The following is a 13,538-nucleotide window of genomic DNA, read 5'->3' as shown; positions in this document are numbered from 1 at the left end:
GCTGATGCGGCCGGCCGGCGACGCTTGCGAGCCCGGCTCATAGGGCGAGTCGCGTGGGTCAGCGGCGCCAGAAGTCGTGCGGGGTGCGGCCCGGCCGGAAGCCGCACGACTCCACCAGGGCCGCCGCCTGCTTGAAACCGTGGCCGACCAGGCCCGGCTCGTGGGCGTCGCTGCCGAACGCCACCGCCTCGCCGCCCACCTCGAACCACCAGCGCACCACCTCGCCCGGCAGCGGCACCTTCGTGTTCACCTCCAGTGCGCGGCCGCTCGCCCGCAACGCCCGCAGCACCGTCCGGAACTCCTCCTCGAAGTCCGCCGCCACGAACGGGGGGCCTTCGCCCGGCCACGAGCGCAGCGCGTAGTCGATGTGGGCCAGCACCGCGAAGCCCGCCGTCGACTCGACCAGGCCCAGCACCTCGCCGAGGTAGGCGCGCAGCAACTCGCCCGGCGGCCGGCCCGAAACCACCGTCAGCTCGTGGTGGTGCTCGCCGTCCGGGAGGGAGTGCACCGAGCCGAGCACGCGGTCGAAGTCGTGGGCCGCCAGCAGGGCGTCGGCGCGGGGGCGGTGCCAGTGCGGCTCGCTGAGCTCCACGCCCGACAGGATCCGCAGCCGGGGGAACCGCGCGCGGCACTCCTCGACGCACGCCAGGTACCCCGCGACGTCCAGCTCCGGCGGCTCCAGGACGCCGTCCGGGCGCAGCCGCACCCGGAAGTGGTCCGGCAGCAGCGGCCGGACCGGCTCCGGCATCAGCCACGGCGTCAGGTCGGCGTGCTCGGTGAACGCCACCGACGGCAGGCCCAGCTCGACGGCCCGCGCGCACGAGCCGGCCATCGAGCCGGTGACCGTGTCCCAGGACCATTCGGTGTGGACGTGACCGTCCGTCGGAAGGCTCACCAGCCCGATTGTGCACTAGCGTCTCCACTATGGCGCAGAAGTCGGCGGCAGTGGAGCTCGAAGTCGGCCCGCACACCGTGCGGATCTCCAACCCGGACCGGGTCTACTTCCCGGCCCGCGGCGAGACCAAGCTCGACCTGGTCAACTACTACCTCTCGGTCGGCGACGGCATCGTCAACGCCCTGCGGGAACGCCCGTGCATGCTGCACCGTTTCCCGTCCGGCGTGGCGGGGGAGAAGGTGCACCAGAAGCGCGTGCCGAACGGGGCGCCGCCGTGGCTGGAGACCGTCCGGGTCACCTTCCCGCGCTACAACCGGCACGCCGACGAACTGTGTGTCACCGAGCTCGCGCACGTGGCGTGGGCGGTGCAGATGTCCACTGTGGAGTTCCATCCGTGGAACTCGCGGCGGGCCGACACCGAGAAGCCCGACGAATGGCGGATCGATCTCGACCCGATGCCCGATTGTGGTTACGACCGCGTGCGCCGGGTCGCGCATGTCGCCCACGAGATCCTCGACGAGCTCGGTGCGGTCGGGTGGCCGAAGACGTCCGGTGGTCGTGGCCTGCACATCTACGTCCGGATCGAACCCCGGTGGGGCTTCCAGGAGGTCCGTCGGGCGGCGCTCGCCTTCGCGCACGAGGTCGAACGGCGGGCTCCCGACGACGTCACGACCACTTGGTGGCGCAAGGACCGCGACCCGCGGCTGCTCTTCGTCGACTACAACCAGAACGCCCGCGACCACACCATCGCGAGCGCCTACTCGGTACGCGGTAATCCTGAAGGCACGGTTTCGACGCCGATCCGCTGGGAAGAAATCGATGCGGCCGAGCCGGGGGACTTCACGATCGCCACGGTCCCGGCGCGGTTCGCCGAGCTGGGCGATCTGCACGCCGGTATCGACAAGGCCGTGTTCTCGCTTGAGCCGTTGCTCGAGTGGGCTGATCGGGATGGTCTCGAGGAGCCACCTGAGCCCGGATGATCTTCGCAACCCCGAAGCCGGTGGGTCGTGCGGTCAGTCCAGGCGCTCGATGATCGTTGCGTTCGCCAGCCCGCCTGCCTCGCACATCGTCTGCAGGCCGTAGCGGCCGCCCGTCTGCTCCAGGACCGACAGGAGCGTCGTCGCCAGGCGGGCTCCGCTGCCTCCGAGGGGGTGGCCGAGGGCTATCGCGCCGCCGTTGATGTTGACCTTCGCCAGGTCCGCGCCGGTTTCTTGCTGCCACGCCAGTACCACGCTGGCGAATGCCTCGTTGACCTCGAACGCGTCGATGTCCGCCACCTCGAGGCCCGCTCGTGCCAGGACCTTGCGGGTGGCCGGGATGATGCCGGTCAGCATCAGCAGCGGGTCGTCGCCCGCCACGGCGAAACTGTGGATGCGGGCTCGCGGCCTCAAGCCCAGGGCGGCCGCCGTCTCGCTGCTGGTGATCAGCAGTGCTGCCGCGCCGTCGTTGATCGGGGATGAGTTGCCCGCGGTGATGTGCCAGCCCAGGTATGGGAAGCGCTGCTCCCAGATGTCCGCGCGGAACGCCGGCTTCAGGCCGGCGAGGATCTCCGGTGTGGTGCCGGGGCGGACCGTCTCGTCGGTCGTCACCTCGCGCAGCGTTCCGTCCGGTCCGGGGGCCTTCAGCGGTGCCACTTCGGCCGCGAACCTGCCGTCCGCCCAGGCCTTGGCCGCGCGCTGGTGGCTTTGCGCGGAGAACTCGTCCAGCTGCTCCCGGGTGAAACCCCACTTCGCCGCGATGAGCTCCGCGCTGATGCCCTGCGGCACCAGGCCGTCCGGGTAACGGGCGGCGACCTGCGGGCCGAACGGGTCGCGCCCGGCCACCTGGCTGCCCATCGGGACCCGGCTCATCGACTCCACGCCGGAGGCGATCACGACGTCGTACGCACCCGCGATCACGCCCTGCGCGGCGAAGTGGATCGCCTGCTGGCTGCTGCCGCACTGGCGGTCGACGGTCACCGCCGGCACCGATTCCGGCAGCCCGGCGGCGAGCGCCGCCCAGCGGGCCGTGTTCATGCTCTGCTCGCCGATCTGGCCGACCGCGCCGCTGATCACGTCGTCGATCCGGGCCGGGTCGAGACCGGTGCGCTCGACCAGCGCACGCAGGGCGTGGGCGTGCAGGTCCACCGGGTGCACCCCGGCGAGCGTTCCGTTCGGCTTGCCCTTGCCGATCGGGGTCCGTACCGCGTCGACGATCACCGCGTCCGTCATGGCGTCTGCCTCCTCGCAGATCGGGATGCCTTCGGTATACGCCGGGTCAGTTGGAATCCACAACTCTGCTGTTCGGCACGTCACAGGTGGTTGACGTGCTAGGTTGGATTTTCAATCTCGTGGAGGTGGCATGGTCCGGCGTGGTCGCGAGTGTTCCGTCGCCGAGGCGCTCGAGGTCGTCGGCGAGCGGTGGAGCCTCCTCGCGCTGCGCGAGATCATGCTGGGGGAGCGGCGGTTCAACCAGATCGCCGAGAACACCGGCGCCAGCCGGGACATCCTGGCCGCCCGGCTGCGGAAGCTCGTCGACGCCGGCGTGCTGGAGAAGGTGCAGTACGAAGCCCACCCGCCGCGCCACGAGTACCACCCGACCGAAGCCGGCCGGGCGCTGCAGCCGATCCTGCTCGGCCTGATGGCCTGGGGCGACAAGTACGTCCACCAGGGCGAACCGCCGACCCTCTGGCGCCACGCCTGCGGCGAGGACCTCGAGCCGGCCACGGTCTGCGCGCACTGCGGCGGCCCGGTGAACGCCCCGGGCACCCGCGCGATCCGGCTCGGCGCCGTGCACTGACTCCTCTCTCGAAAAGGCCTCCTCGCATCCCCTGCGAGGAGGCCTTTTCCGCGTCCGGCCGTTGACTTGTGGCCGCCGTCACTGTAACTCTTGAACGAATCAATGCAAGAACCTGACAGTTGACCGGCAGATCGCGTCAGCCGTCGGGAAGATTCCGGTTTCGCTCCGAGTCGTCTCCCTCCTCCCCGGATCAGAGGAACCGCATGAGAACGAAGCGAGTGTTGTCACCCGCGGCTGCCTTCGCCGCCCTGTCCCTGCTCCTGACCGCGCCCGCGGCGCCGGCAGCCCCGGCCGCCGCGCCCGGCGTCCAGCCCGCGGTGCAAGCCGCCGCCGCGACCTACACCGCCAGCAGCCAGCTCGCCGGCTATCCCGTGTCGAACGTCGGCGACGGCAACCAGGACACCTACTGGGAAAGCACGAACAACCAGTTCCCCCAGTGGGTCCAGGCGGATCTCGGCACGCCGACGGACGTCGCGCAGCTCGTGCTCAAGCTGCCGGCCGCGAACTGGAGCGCCCGGACCGAGACCTTCAGCGTCCAGGGCAGCACCGACGGGACCACCTTCACCGACCTGAAGCCCTCGGCCGGGTACGTGTTCGACCCGGCCAAGGCCAACACGGTCGCCGTGGACGTCACCGGCAAGCCCCGGTACGTCCGGTTGAACATCACCGCGAACACCGGCTGGCCCGCCGCCCAGCTGTCGGAGTTCGAGGTGCACGGCCCCGCCGGCGGCGACACCCAGCCGCCGTCCGCGCCCGGCAACCTCGCCTACACCCAGCCCGCGAGTGGCCAGATCCGGCTGACCTGGTCGGCGTCGACGGACAACACGGGTGTCGCCGGCTACGACGTCTACGCGAACGGCCAGCTCCGCGGCAGCGTCGCCGGGAACGTCCTGACCTACACCGACACCCAGCCCGACAGCGCCACCGTCTCGTACTTCGTCCGCGCGAAGGACGCCGCGGGCAACCAGTCGGCCACCAGCGACACGGTGACGCGCAACGGCACCCAGGCCGGGACGAACCTCGCGCCGGGCAAGCCGATCACGGCGTCCTCGGAGTGGACGTACGTGGCGGCCAACGCCAACGACGACTCCGTGGCCACCTACTGGGAGGGCGGCGGCGGGACCTACCCGAACCTGCTCACCGTCGCGCTCGGGGCGAACGCCGACCTGAACCAGGTCGTGGTCAAGCTCAACCCCGATCCGGCGTGGGGCCCGCGGACCCAGACGATCGCCGTCGAAGGCCGTGAGCAGAGTGCGTCCGCCTTCACCACGCTGGCCGCCGCGCAGACCTACAGCTTCAGCCCGGCGACCGGCAACACGGTGACGATCCCGCTCGGCGGCCGGGCCGCCGACGTCCGCCTGCGCGTCACCGCCAACTCGGGCGCCGGCGGCGGGCAGGCCGCGGAGTTCCAGGTCTTCGGCGTCCCCGCACCCAACCCGGACCTGACCATCTCGGGCGTGTCGTGGTCGCCGCAGAACCCGGTGGAGACGGACGCGATCACCGTTTCGGCGACCGTCCGCAACGCCGGGACGGTGGCCTCCGGCGCGACGAACGTCAACCTCTACCTGGGAACCACCAAGGTCGGCACGGCGAACGTCGGCGCGCTCGCGGCCGGCGCGTCGGCGACGGTGTCGGCGAACATCGGCACCCGGGACGCGGGCAGCTACCAGCTGACCGCCAAGGTCGACGAAGCGAACGCCGTCATCGAGCAGAACGAGGCCAACAACTCCTACACGAGCTCGGCGGCGCTGGTCGTCAGCCCGGTGCAGAGCTCCGACCTGGTCGCGGCCACGGCGTGGTCGCCGGGCAACCCGTCCGCGGGCAACACGGTCACCTTCACCACGACCCTGCGCAACCAGGGAACCGTGGCCAGTGCGGGCGGCGCCCACGGCGTCACGGTGACGATCGCCGACCAGAACGGCACCGTCGTGAAGACACTGACCGGCAGCTACACCGGAGCCATCGCCGCCGGCGCGACCGCCGCGCCGGTGACCGTCGGCACCTGGACCGCGGCCAACGGCCGCTACACCGTCAAGACGGTCGTCGCGAACGACGCCAACGAACTGCCCGTCAAGCAGGGCAACAACACCAGCACGCAGGCGCTCTTCGTCGGCCGCGGCGCGAACATGCCCTACGACATGGACGAGGCCGAGGACGGCGTGCTCGCCGGCGGCGCGGCCGTGGTCGGCCCGAACCGCACGATCGGCGACCTCGCGGGTGAAGCCTCGGGCCGCAAGGCCGTGACGCTGAACTCGACCGGCTCCTCGGTGGAGTTCACCACCCGCGCGGCGACCAACACCCTGGTCACCCGGTTCTCCATCCCGGACTCCGCGGGCGGTGGCGGCATCGATGCGACGTTGAACGTCTACGTCGACGGCACCTTCCTCAAGGCGATCGACCTGACCTCGCACTACGCGTGGCTCTACGGCGCCGAAACGGGCCCGGGCAACTCGCCGGGCGCCGGGCCGCGGCACATCTACGACGAGGCGAGCACCCTGCTCGGCACCACCGTGCCCGCCGGCCACAAGATCAAGCTGCAGAAGGACGCGGCCAACAGCACGAACTACGCGATCGACTTCGTCAGCTTCGAGCAGGCCACCGCGGCCGCCAACCCGGACCCGGCGCACTTCGCGACGCCGGCCGGGTTCACCCAGCAGGACGTGCAGGCCGCCCTCGACAAGGCCCGGCAGGACACCACCCTCACCGGGGTCTACCTCCCGGCCGGGAACTACGCGCTGTCGGGCAAGCTGAACGTCTACGGCAAGGCTGTCACGGTCATCGGCGCCGGGCCGTGGTTCACGAAGTTCTCCGCGCCTTCGGGCCAGGAGAACACCGACATCGGCATCGACGTCCAGTCGAGTGCCAACGGCTCGACGTTCAGCGGGTTCGCGGTGTTCGGGAACTACACCTCCCGCATCGACGGCCCCGGCAAGGTGTTCAACCTGACCAACGTGGCCAACCTGACGATCGACAACATCTGGGTCGAACACCAGGTGGTCATGGTCTGGGGCACCAACGTGGACAACACCACGATCAAGAACTCCCGGATCCGCGACACCTTCGCCGACGGCGTCAACCTGACGAACGGGAGCACCGGCAACCACGTCACGAACATCGAGGCCCGGTCCACCGGTGACGACAGCTTCGCGCTGTTCGCCGCCACGGACCTCAACCCGGGCAACCAGTACGACAACGTGTTCGAGAACCTCACCGCGCTCACCCCGTGGCGCGCGGCCGGGCTGGCGGTCTACGGCGGGTACAACAACACCTTCCGCAACCTCTACATCGCGGACACGCTGACGTACTCGGCGATCACGATCAGCTCGCTCGACTTCGGCTACCCGTTCCTCGGGTTCGGGCCGCAGCCGACGACGGTCCAGAACGCCTCGCTCGTCCGGGACGGCGGCCACTTCTGGGGCCAGCAGACCTTCCCGGCGATCTGGCTGTTCTCCGCGTCCAAGGAGTTCCGCGGCATCCGGGTGTCCGATGTGGACATCCAGAGCCCGACCTACAGCGGCATCATGTTCCAGACCAAGTACAACGGCGGTCCGGAGCACCCGGTCGAGGACACCGTGCTGGCGAACGTGTCGATCACCGGCGCCCACCGGAGCGGGGACGCCTTCGACGCCAAGTCCGGGATCGGGATCTGGGCCAACGAGCTGCCGGAACCGGGCCAGGGCCCGGCCGTCGGCTCGGCGACCTTCACCGGGCTGACCCTGGCCGACAACGCCGAGGACATCCGCAACCGCACCACCACGTTCACCATCAACCGCAACTGAGTCCGCCCGGGTGCGCCCGCCGGGAAACCGTTTCCCGGCGGGCACAGCCGTGCCAGGATGGCGCCGGAGGTGGTCGACGTGCGGATCCTGGTCACCGGCGGCACCGGGCAGCTCGGCTCGGCGGTCGTGGCGCAGCTGCGCGCGGCGGGCGAGGAAGTCCGCGTGCTGAGCAGGCGGGCCGCCCCGGACGTCGTCCGCGGCGACCTGCGGACCGGGCGGGGCGTCGACACCGCCATCGCCGGGGCCGACGTGGTCGTCCACTGCGCCACCGACTACTTCGGCCGGGAGACCCAGCTCGCGCGGACGCTGATCGAGGCGGCGCGGTGGGCCGGCGGCCCGCACCTGGTGTACGTCTCGATCGTCGGCGTCGACCGGGTCCCGCTCGGCTACTACCGGGCCAAGCACGAGACCGAGGAGCTCTTCGCGACCTCGGGCCTGCCGTACACGATCCAGCGGGCCACCCAGTTCCACGGCCTGGTCCGCGCCCTCCTTTCCGGCGCCTCCCGGCTGCCGGTGGTGCCGGTGCCGCGGATCTCCTTCCAGCCCGTCGACGTCCGGGACGTCGCCCGCCGGCTCGCCGGGCACGCGCTGGGCGATCCGGTGGGCCGGGCGCCGGACTTCGGCGGCCCGGAGATCCTCGCCGCGGCCGAGCTGGCCCAGGCGGTCGGGGAGGCGACCGGGCGGCACCGGCGGATCGTGCCGCTGAAGGTGCCGGGGGAGACGTTCCGGGCGTACGCCGATGGCGGGCACCTGACCCCCGGCCACCGCGACGGCGACATCACCTTCCGCGATTACCTGGCCGAGCGAGCCGCTCACGGGTGACCCGGCCGGGCACGTGGTGGCACGCCCCGGCACCTCGATCACGGTCCGGCCAAGTTGAGGCGGTTCCTCCGGAAAAGGTGTAGTGTTCAACTACTTTCTATCGACCGGAGGTGACCGTGAACGTCGTCCTGTGGATCGCGGCGGGCCTGCTCGCTGCGCTGTACCTCGGCGCCGGGGGCATGAAGCTCGCCACTCCGCGCGAGAAGCTGCTGGAAAACCCCAACATGGGGTGGGCGGGCGACTTCTCCGAGGCTGCCGTGAAGGGCATCGGCGCGGTGGAGGTCCTGGGCGCGATCGGGCTGATCCTGCCGCAGGCGCTGGACATCGCCCCGGTGCTGACGCCGCTGGCCGCGACGGGGCTGGTCATTGTCCAGGCCGGGGCGATCGTCGTGCACGTGCGCCGCAAGGAGACCAAGGCGCTGCCGATGAACGTCGTGCTGCTCCTGCTGGCGGCGTTCGTCGCGGTGGGCCGCTTCGCGGGCTAACCTGCGCGGGACGATCGTCGCGCACCCGGGGAGGACCGCAGACGATGATCCGCTGGGCGACGTTCGACTGCTTCGGGACGCTGGTGGACTGGCGCCACGGCATCGCCACCGGGCTGGAGCTGCTGTTCCCCGGCCGCGGCGCGGAGCTGCTCGAGGTCTACCACCGGATCGAGCCGCAGGTGCAGGCCGCGGTGCCGGTGCGGCGCTACCGGGAGGTGCTCGCCGAGTCCGTGCGCCGGACCGCGGCCGAAGCCGGGCTGGAGCTGGTGGCCGACGACGCGTCGGTGCTCGGCACCGGGCTGCCGTACTGGCCGGTCTTCCCCGACACCCGGCCGGCGCTGGCCGCCCTGCGGGAAGCCGGCTGGCGGCTCGCGCTGCTGACCAACTGCGACCGCGACCTCATCGGCGAAACCCAGCGTCGGCTCGCGGTGCCGATCGACGCGATCGTGACCGCGGAGGACGTCGGCGAGTACAAGCCCGGGCACGGCCACTTCCGGCGGTTCGCCGCTTCCTTCGACGCCACCGCCGGGAACTGGGTGCACGTCGCGGAGAGCCACTTCCACGACATGGTGCCCGCCCAGGCGCTCGGCATCCCGCGCGTGTGGGTCAACCGGCACGCCGGCCCGCAGGACCCGGCGGTGGCGGACGCCGTCCTGTCCGGCCTCGACGGCCTGGCCGAGACGGTCGAGCGGGTGCACGCCGGAGCCCGCTGACCGCGGTCACGGGTGGCGCGCCTCGGCCCGGCGGTGCGGGAACAACCCGGCCCACAACGCCTTCCACGGGTGCGAAGCCGGCCGCTCGCGCACCGCCGGTGCCGGGGGCGGCCCGGCCCGGTACTCCATCTCCACCCGCACCCAGTCGTGGATCCAGTCGCCTCGCACAGCGGCTCCTTTCGTCGTGGAGCCCACGTTCGTCCTGAGGGGCCGGCGGCCGCATCGGGTGATCACGCAGTCCGGCGCCGTCGGATCCCTTACCCGCTATCGTGGCCGGGTGGCCGCGACGACGTTCCTGTTCGTGCCCGGCGATCGGCCCGACCGCTTCGGCAAGGCGGTCGCCGACGTCGTGATCCTCGACTTGGAGGACGCCGTCGCCCCGGCGGCCAAGGATTCGGCGCGCGCCGCGGTGGGCGAGTGGCTCGAAAGCCACCGGGCGATGGTCCGGATCAACGCGCCGGGCACCCCGTGGTTCGCCGCGGACGCCGGACTGGTGGCCGCGCGGGGCGTTCCCGTCATGGTGCCGAAGGCCGAGACGCCCGGTGTGCTCGCCGGGTTCCGGGACGTGGTCGCCCTCGTCGAGACCGCGCGTGGGGTGGAACGCGCCGGCGAGCTGGCCGCGGTGCCGTCGGTGACGCGGCTGGCGTTCGGCAGCGTGGACCTGGCGGCCGAGCTCGGGGTGGCACCGGAAGACCGGGAGCCGTTCGCCTACGCGCGTTCGCGGCTGGTGGTGGCCTCGGCGGCGGCCGGGCTCGCGCCGCCGGTGGACGGCGTCACCACGGACCTGCGCGACGCTTCGCAGCTGGAGGCCGACGTCCGGTACGCGCGCCGGATGGGCTTCGGCGGCAAGCTGTGCATCCACCCGCGGCAGGTGGCCGCGGTCCGCGACGGCTTCCGGCCGACGGAAGCCGAACGCGCCTGGGCCCGCCGGGTCGTGGCGGCGGGGGACTCGGTGTCCGTTGTGGACGGCCGGATGGTGGACAAGCCGGTGCTCGCCAGGGCCCGGCACATCCTGGGCGAGTGAGCCGGTCCGGCTTCCCGCCGCACGATCGTGCTCGGCCCAAGCCCTGCGTCGGCTACACGGCACCCTGACGGCGCAGCGCCTCCGCGTCGAAGCCGAATTCCGCCAGCACCGCGTCCGTGTGCTCGCCCAGTGCCGGCACCGGGTCCATCCTCGGCGCCCGGCCGGTCATCGTGATCGGGGGCAGCGTCGCCCGGATCGGCCCGGCGGGCGTCGCGACCTCCGCGAACCGGTCGCGGGCCGTGAGCTGCGGATGCGCCAGGACATCCGGAAGGTCGCGGCGGCGCGCGTGCGCGATGCGGCCCACCGTCAACCGGCCCTCCAGTTCGGTGCCGGTCAGCCCGGCGAAGATCGCGTCGATCCCGCCTTCCAGCGCGGCCCGGTTCGCGACCCGCGCGCTGCCCGTGGCGAACCGGGCGTCGGCGACCCACTCCGGGCGGGCGGCCACGTGCTCGCAGAACGCCGCCCACTCGCGGTCGTTCTGCACCGCCAGCACCACCTCGGTCCCGTCGCCCGCGGCGAAGGTGCCGTACGGTGCGATCGCGGCGTGGCTGGTGCCCGTCCGCGGTGGCGGCGTCCCGCCGTAGCCGGCGTAGTACAGCGGGAAGCCCATCCATTCGACCAGCGAGTCGAACAGGCTGACCTCGAGTTCGGTGCCCCGCCCCGTGCGCTCGCGCTCGTACAGCGCGGACAGGATGCCGGAGAAGGCGTACATCCCGGCGCCGATGTCCGCGGCCGGGATTCCGCTCTTGGCCGGCTCCGCCGCGGAGCCGGTGACCGACACCAGCCCGGCTTCGGACTGGATGAGCAGGTCGTACGCCTTCGCGTCGCGGTAGGGCCCGTCCGAACCGTAACCCGACACCGAGCACGTGATCAGCCGCGGCCGGGTGGCGCGCAGGGTGGCCGCGCCCAGGCCGAGCCGTTCGGCGGCGCCGGGCGCGAAATTCTGCACGAACACGTCGGCGCGGTCCAGCAGCGCGGCCAGCACGCCGGCCGCGGCGTCGCTCTTGAGGTCGAGCGTGACGCTCTCCTTCGACCGGTTCAGCCAGACGAAGTGGCTGGAAAGGCCGTGCACGGTTTCGTCGTAGGCGCGGGCGAAGTCGCCGGTGCCCGGCCGCTCGATCTTGAGCACCCGGGCGCCGAGGTCGGCCAGGTGCCGGGTGGCCAGCGGCGCGGCGACCGCCTGTTCGCACGACACGACGGTGACGCCGTCGAGGGGCAAGGGGCGCATGGCGGCATCCTGCCACCCGCCGCGGGCGTCGTTCAGGACGACCGGGCCGGATCCGCTGGAGTTTCGGGCAAAACCGTTGACGCGCCCCGAAGCGGGCTTGCAACCTGAATCGATCAGCTGACCCCGGCGACCGGCGAGCGAGGTGCCCGATGGGCAGGGTGCGGCAGGCCGACATCGCGCGCGTGGCGGGGGTTTCCCAGGCGACGGTGTCGGTGGTGCTGGGCGGCAACCGCACCGGGGTCCGGCTGGCGGAGTCGACGCGGCTGCGGGTGCTGGACGCCGCCCGGCGGCTCGGCTACCGCGATCCGCTGGCGAAGCGGCCGGCGAGCCACGACCTCTTCGGGATCTGCGCCGCCGCGCCGGCGTCCGAGGCGCACCAGGCGATCCTGGGCGGCATCGCGGCGGAGGCGGCCGCGCTCGGCACGGACCTCATCATGTTCGCCGCGTCCGGCCCCGCGCTCGTCAGCCGCACCCGGCTCGCCGACGGCTGCCTGTTCCTCGGCGGTCCCGTCCCGCCGGAGCTGCTCGCCGCCGGGTTCCCGATCGTCCACATCGGACGCTGCGCGGACCTCGGCGACCGGGTGCCGTGCGTCGACGCCGACTACGCGCCCGCCGCGGCCGAGGTGCGCGCCCGGCTGCGGCAGGCGGGGCACCGGCGGATCCGCTACCTGCGCGAGCCGGCGGACACCCCGGCCGCGGCGGAGCGCGAGCGCGGGTTCGGCGCCGAGCCCGGCTCGGTGGTCCGCACCGACGGCACCGGTCTCACGACGGCGATCCCCGGCTGGCTCGCCGAGGGCGTGACCGCGCTGGTCGTCGAGGAGGCGCTGCTCGCCCCGGCACGGCGTGCTCTGTGTGCGGCGGCCGTGCGGGTCCCCGGCGACCTCTCCCTGGCGGTCCTCGGCCGCCCGCCGTCGAGGACCGCGGACCCGGAGGTCAGCGGTTTCGAGGTACCGCGGCGCGCCCTCGGCCGCGAGGCGGTGCGGCTGCTGGCGTCCGTCGTCGACGCGCGGGCAGGAGAGCACCGGCTGCTCGCCTGCCCGCCGGTGGCCGGGGCGACGATCGCGCCGGCTCAGGACAGCGCGCCGTCGTAGTCGGGCAGCTTGAAGGTCCGCTCCGCGTGCCCGCCGTCGAGGTCGGTCAGGTTGTTGCCGATGTTCGCGACGATGGTGTAGCCATCCCGCTCGATGGCGGCCCGGGCCTTGGTCTTGTTGGCCTGCACGGGGTCGAAGTTGAAGAGGGGACGCAGGGAGAGTCCGTCGTTCGGGTACCCGACCGCCTTCAGGTTCCCTTCGGTCGGCCACCTGAGCAGCTCGGTGCGGTCGCTGACGAAGAAGACCGCGGCGCCCTTCGCCCGGGCGAGCTTGGCGAGCGCGAGGACCGGCTTGACGGCCGGCGTGGTGAACCCGCCGGAGTAGTAGGTCTCCAGGCTGGTGTTGTCGATGTCGAGCACGATCGCGTTCCGCCCACCGGGCGCGGCGAGCCGCTGCTCGAGGTAGGCGGCGGCGGGGGTGGTGACCGCGGTGACGTCGGCGATCCAGGTGGCGTAGGCCGGCGCGGCGGCGGCCACCGCGGCCGGCGTGGCGGCGGGCCGGGCATCCGCGGCGCCGGCGCTCCCGAGCAGCAGCAGGACGGCGGAGGCGGTGCCGGCCACGGCGAGGCGGGCTTTCGAAGGTGACATGGCTGAGAGTCCACCAGCGGGCGGCGGCGAAGGATACCGACGAGTAGCCGAATCTGTTTCATGTTCGCGACGGGTCGGGGAACCGGGGCGCGTCGAGGCTCCGGTTCGGGCAGGATTCACCCCGGGCCGGCCGGGG

General features: G+C 72.3%; 13 protein-coding genes. 8 read left to right on the top strand and 5 right to left on the bottom strand.

The features are described from left to right. Nucleotides 1-58: 58 nt before the first annotated feature. On the bottom strand, nt 59-895 hold the full coding sequence (locus ACWED2_RS23370) for a PHP domain-containing protein (RefSeq protein ID WP_449692607.1): 837 nt from the start codon (nt 893-895) through the stop codon (nt 59-61). Between the two features lie 29 nt (nt 896-924). Here ACWED2_RS23370 and ligD point away from each other — a divergent pair, with 29 nt between their 5' ends. Beyond that, nucleotides 925-1,875 (top strand): non-homologous end-joining DNA ligase, encoded by a 951-nt coding sequence (ligD, locus tag ACWED2_RS23365; protein ID WP_449692606.1) that lies wholly within the window; start codon nt 925-927, stop codon nt 1,873-1,875. A gap of 33 nt (nt 1,876-1,908) precedes the next feature. On the opposite strand, the gene ACWED2_RS23360 is transcribed toward ligD, so the two are convergent. Next, nucleotides 1,909-3,105: a thiolase family protein gene (locus ACWED2_RS23360; protein WP_449692605.1), complete on the bottom strand. Its 1,197-nt coding sequence runs from the start codon at nt 3,103-3,105 to the stop codon at nt 1,909-1,911. A 130-nt stretch (nt 3,106-3,235) separates the two neighbouring features. On the opposite strand from ACWED2_RS23360, the gene ACWED2_RS23355 reads away from it, so the two are divergent. The 5 genes from ACWED2_RS23355 (at nt 3,236) to ACWED2_RS23335 (ending at nt 9,472) form a co-directional block, all read left to right on the top strand. Beyond that, complete coding sequence (locus ACWED2_RS23355; protein WP_449692604.1) at nt 3,236-3,673, top strand: winged helix-turn-helix transcriptional regulator; 438 nt, start codon at nt 3,236-3,238, stop codon at nt 3,671-3,673. A 203-nt stretch (nt 3,674-3,876) separates the two neighbouring features. Continuing rightward, nucleotides 3,877-7,452, top strand: coding sequence for a discoidin domain-containing protein (locus tag ACWED2_RS23350; RefSeq protein ID WP_449692603.1), 3,576 nt, complete (start codon nt 3,877-3,879; stop codon nt 7,450-7,452). 57 nt (nt 7,453-7,509) lie between these two features. Next, a complete protein-coding gene (locus ACWED2_RS23345; RefSeq protein WP_449692602.1) occupies nt 7,510-8,274 on the top strand; it encodes an SDR family oxidoreductase in 765 nt (254 codons plus the stop codon). 116 nt (nt 8,275-8,390) lie between these two features. Then, on the top strand, nt 8,391-8,759 hold the full coding sequence (locus ACWED2_RS23340) for a DoxX family protein (RefSeq protein ID WP_449692703.1): 369 nt from the start codon (nt 8,391-8,393) through the stop codon (nt 8,757-8,759). Between the two features lie 44 nt (nt 8,760-8,803). Then, nucleotides 8,804-9,472 carry an HAD family hydrolase gene (locus ACWED2_RS23335; protein ID WP_449692601.1) on the top strand — a complete coding sequence of 223 codons (669 nt, stop codon included), beginning with the start codon at nt 8,804-8,806 and terminating at the stop codon, nt 9,470-9,472. A gap of 6 nt (nt 9,473-9,478) precedes the next feature. Here the strand turns inward: ACWED2_RS23335 and ACWED2_RS23330 are convergent, their stop codons facing one another. Continuing rightward, nucleotides 9,479-9,640 carry a hypothetical protein gene (locus tag ACWED2_RS23330; protein WP_449692600.1) on the bottom strand — a complete coding sequence of 54 codons (162 nt, stop codon included), beginning with the start codon at nt 9,638-9,640 and terminating at the stop codon, nt 9,479-9,481. A 109-nt stretch (nt 9,641-9,749) separates the two neighbouring features. Here ACWED2_RS23330 and ACWED2_RS23325 point away from each other — a divergent pair, with 109 nt between their 5' ends. Continuing rightward, nucleotides 9,750-10,496: an HpcH/HpaI aldolase/citrate lyase family protein gene (locus ACWED2_RS23325; RefSeq protein ID WP_449692599.1), complete on the top strand. Its 747-nt coding sequence runs from the start codon at nt 9,750-9,752 to the stop codon at nt 10,494-10,496. A 52-nt stretch (nt 10,497-10,548) separates the two neighbouring features. Here ACWED2_RS23325 and ACWED2_RS23320 read toward each other — a convergent pair whose 3' ends face one another. After that, on the bottom strand, nt 10,549-11,724 hold the full coding sequence (locus ACWED2_RS23320; protein WP_449692598.1) for a CaiB/BaiF CoA transferase family protein: 1,176 nt from the start codon (nt 11,722-11,724) through the stop codon (nt 10,549-10,551). Nucleotides 11,725-11,873: 149 nt separating this feature from the next. Here ACWED2_RS23320 and ACWED2_RS23315 point away from each other — a divergent pair, with 149 nt between their 5' ends. Beyond that, entirely contained in the window at nt 11,874-12,815 is a 942-nt protein-coding gene (locus tag ACWED2_RS23315; protein ID WP_449692597.1) for a LacI family DNA-binding transcriptional regulator, read from the top strand. On the opposite strand, the gene ACWED2_RS23310 is transcribed toward ACWED2_RS23315, so the two are convergent. Further along, nucleotides 12,794-13,402 carry an HAD family acid phosphatase gene (locus tag ACWED2_RS23310; protein ID WP_449692596.1) on the bottom strand — a complete coding sequence of 203 codons (609 nt, stop codon included), beginning with the start codon at nt 13,400-13,402 and terminating at the stop codon, nt 12,794-12,796. The genes ACWED2_RS23315 and ACWED2_RS23310 overlap by 22 nt on opposite strands. Between the last annotated feature and the right edge of the window lie 136 nt (nt 13,403-13,538).

The sequence above is a fragment of the Amycolatopsis sp. NPDC005003 genome (assembly GCF_053600695.1).
This window is presented reverse-complemented; position numbering and strand designations above follow the sequence as displayed.

Bases quoted from the DNA above. Each gene is read 5' to 3' on its own strand.
- ligD (WP_449692606.1), top strand. From the start codon at position 925: ATGGCGCAGAAGTCGGCGGCAGTGGAGCTCGAAGTCGGCCCGCACACC.
- ACWED2_RS23360 (WP_449692605.1), bottom strand. From the start codon at position 3,105: ATGACGGACGCGGTGATCGTCGACGCGGTACGGACCCCGATCGGCAAG.
- ACWED2_RS23355 (WP_449692604.1), top strand. From the start codon at position 3,236: ATGGTCCGGCGTGGTCGCGAGTGTTCCGTCGCCGAGGCGCTCGAGGTC.
- ACWED2_RS23350 (WP_449692603.1), top strand. From the start codon at position 3,877: ATGAGAACGAAGCGAGTGTTGTCACCCGCGGCTGCCTTCGCCGCCCTG.
- ACWED2_RS23345 (WP_449692602.1), top strand. From the start codon at position 7,510: ATGGCGCCGGAGGTGGTCGACGTGCGGATCCTGGTCACCGGCGGCACC.
- ACWED2_RS23335 (WP_449692601.1), top strand. From the start codon at position 8,804: ATGATCCGCTGGGCGACGTTCGACTGCTTCGGGACGCTGGTGGACTGG.
- ACWED2_RS23320 (WP_449692598.1), bottom strand. From the start codon at position 11,724: ATGCGCCCCTTGCCCCTCGACGGCGTCACCGTCGTGTCGTGCGAACAG.
- ACWED2_RS23315 (WP_449692597.1), top strand. From the start codon at position 11,874: ATGGGCAGGGTGCGGCAGGCCGACATCGCGCGCGTGGCGGGGGTTTCC.
- ACWED2_RS23310 (WP_449692596.1), bottom strand. From the start codon at position 13,402: ATGTCACCTTCGAAAGCCCGCCTCGCCGTGGCCGGCACCGCCTCCGCC.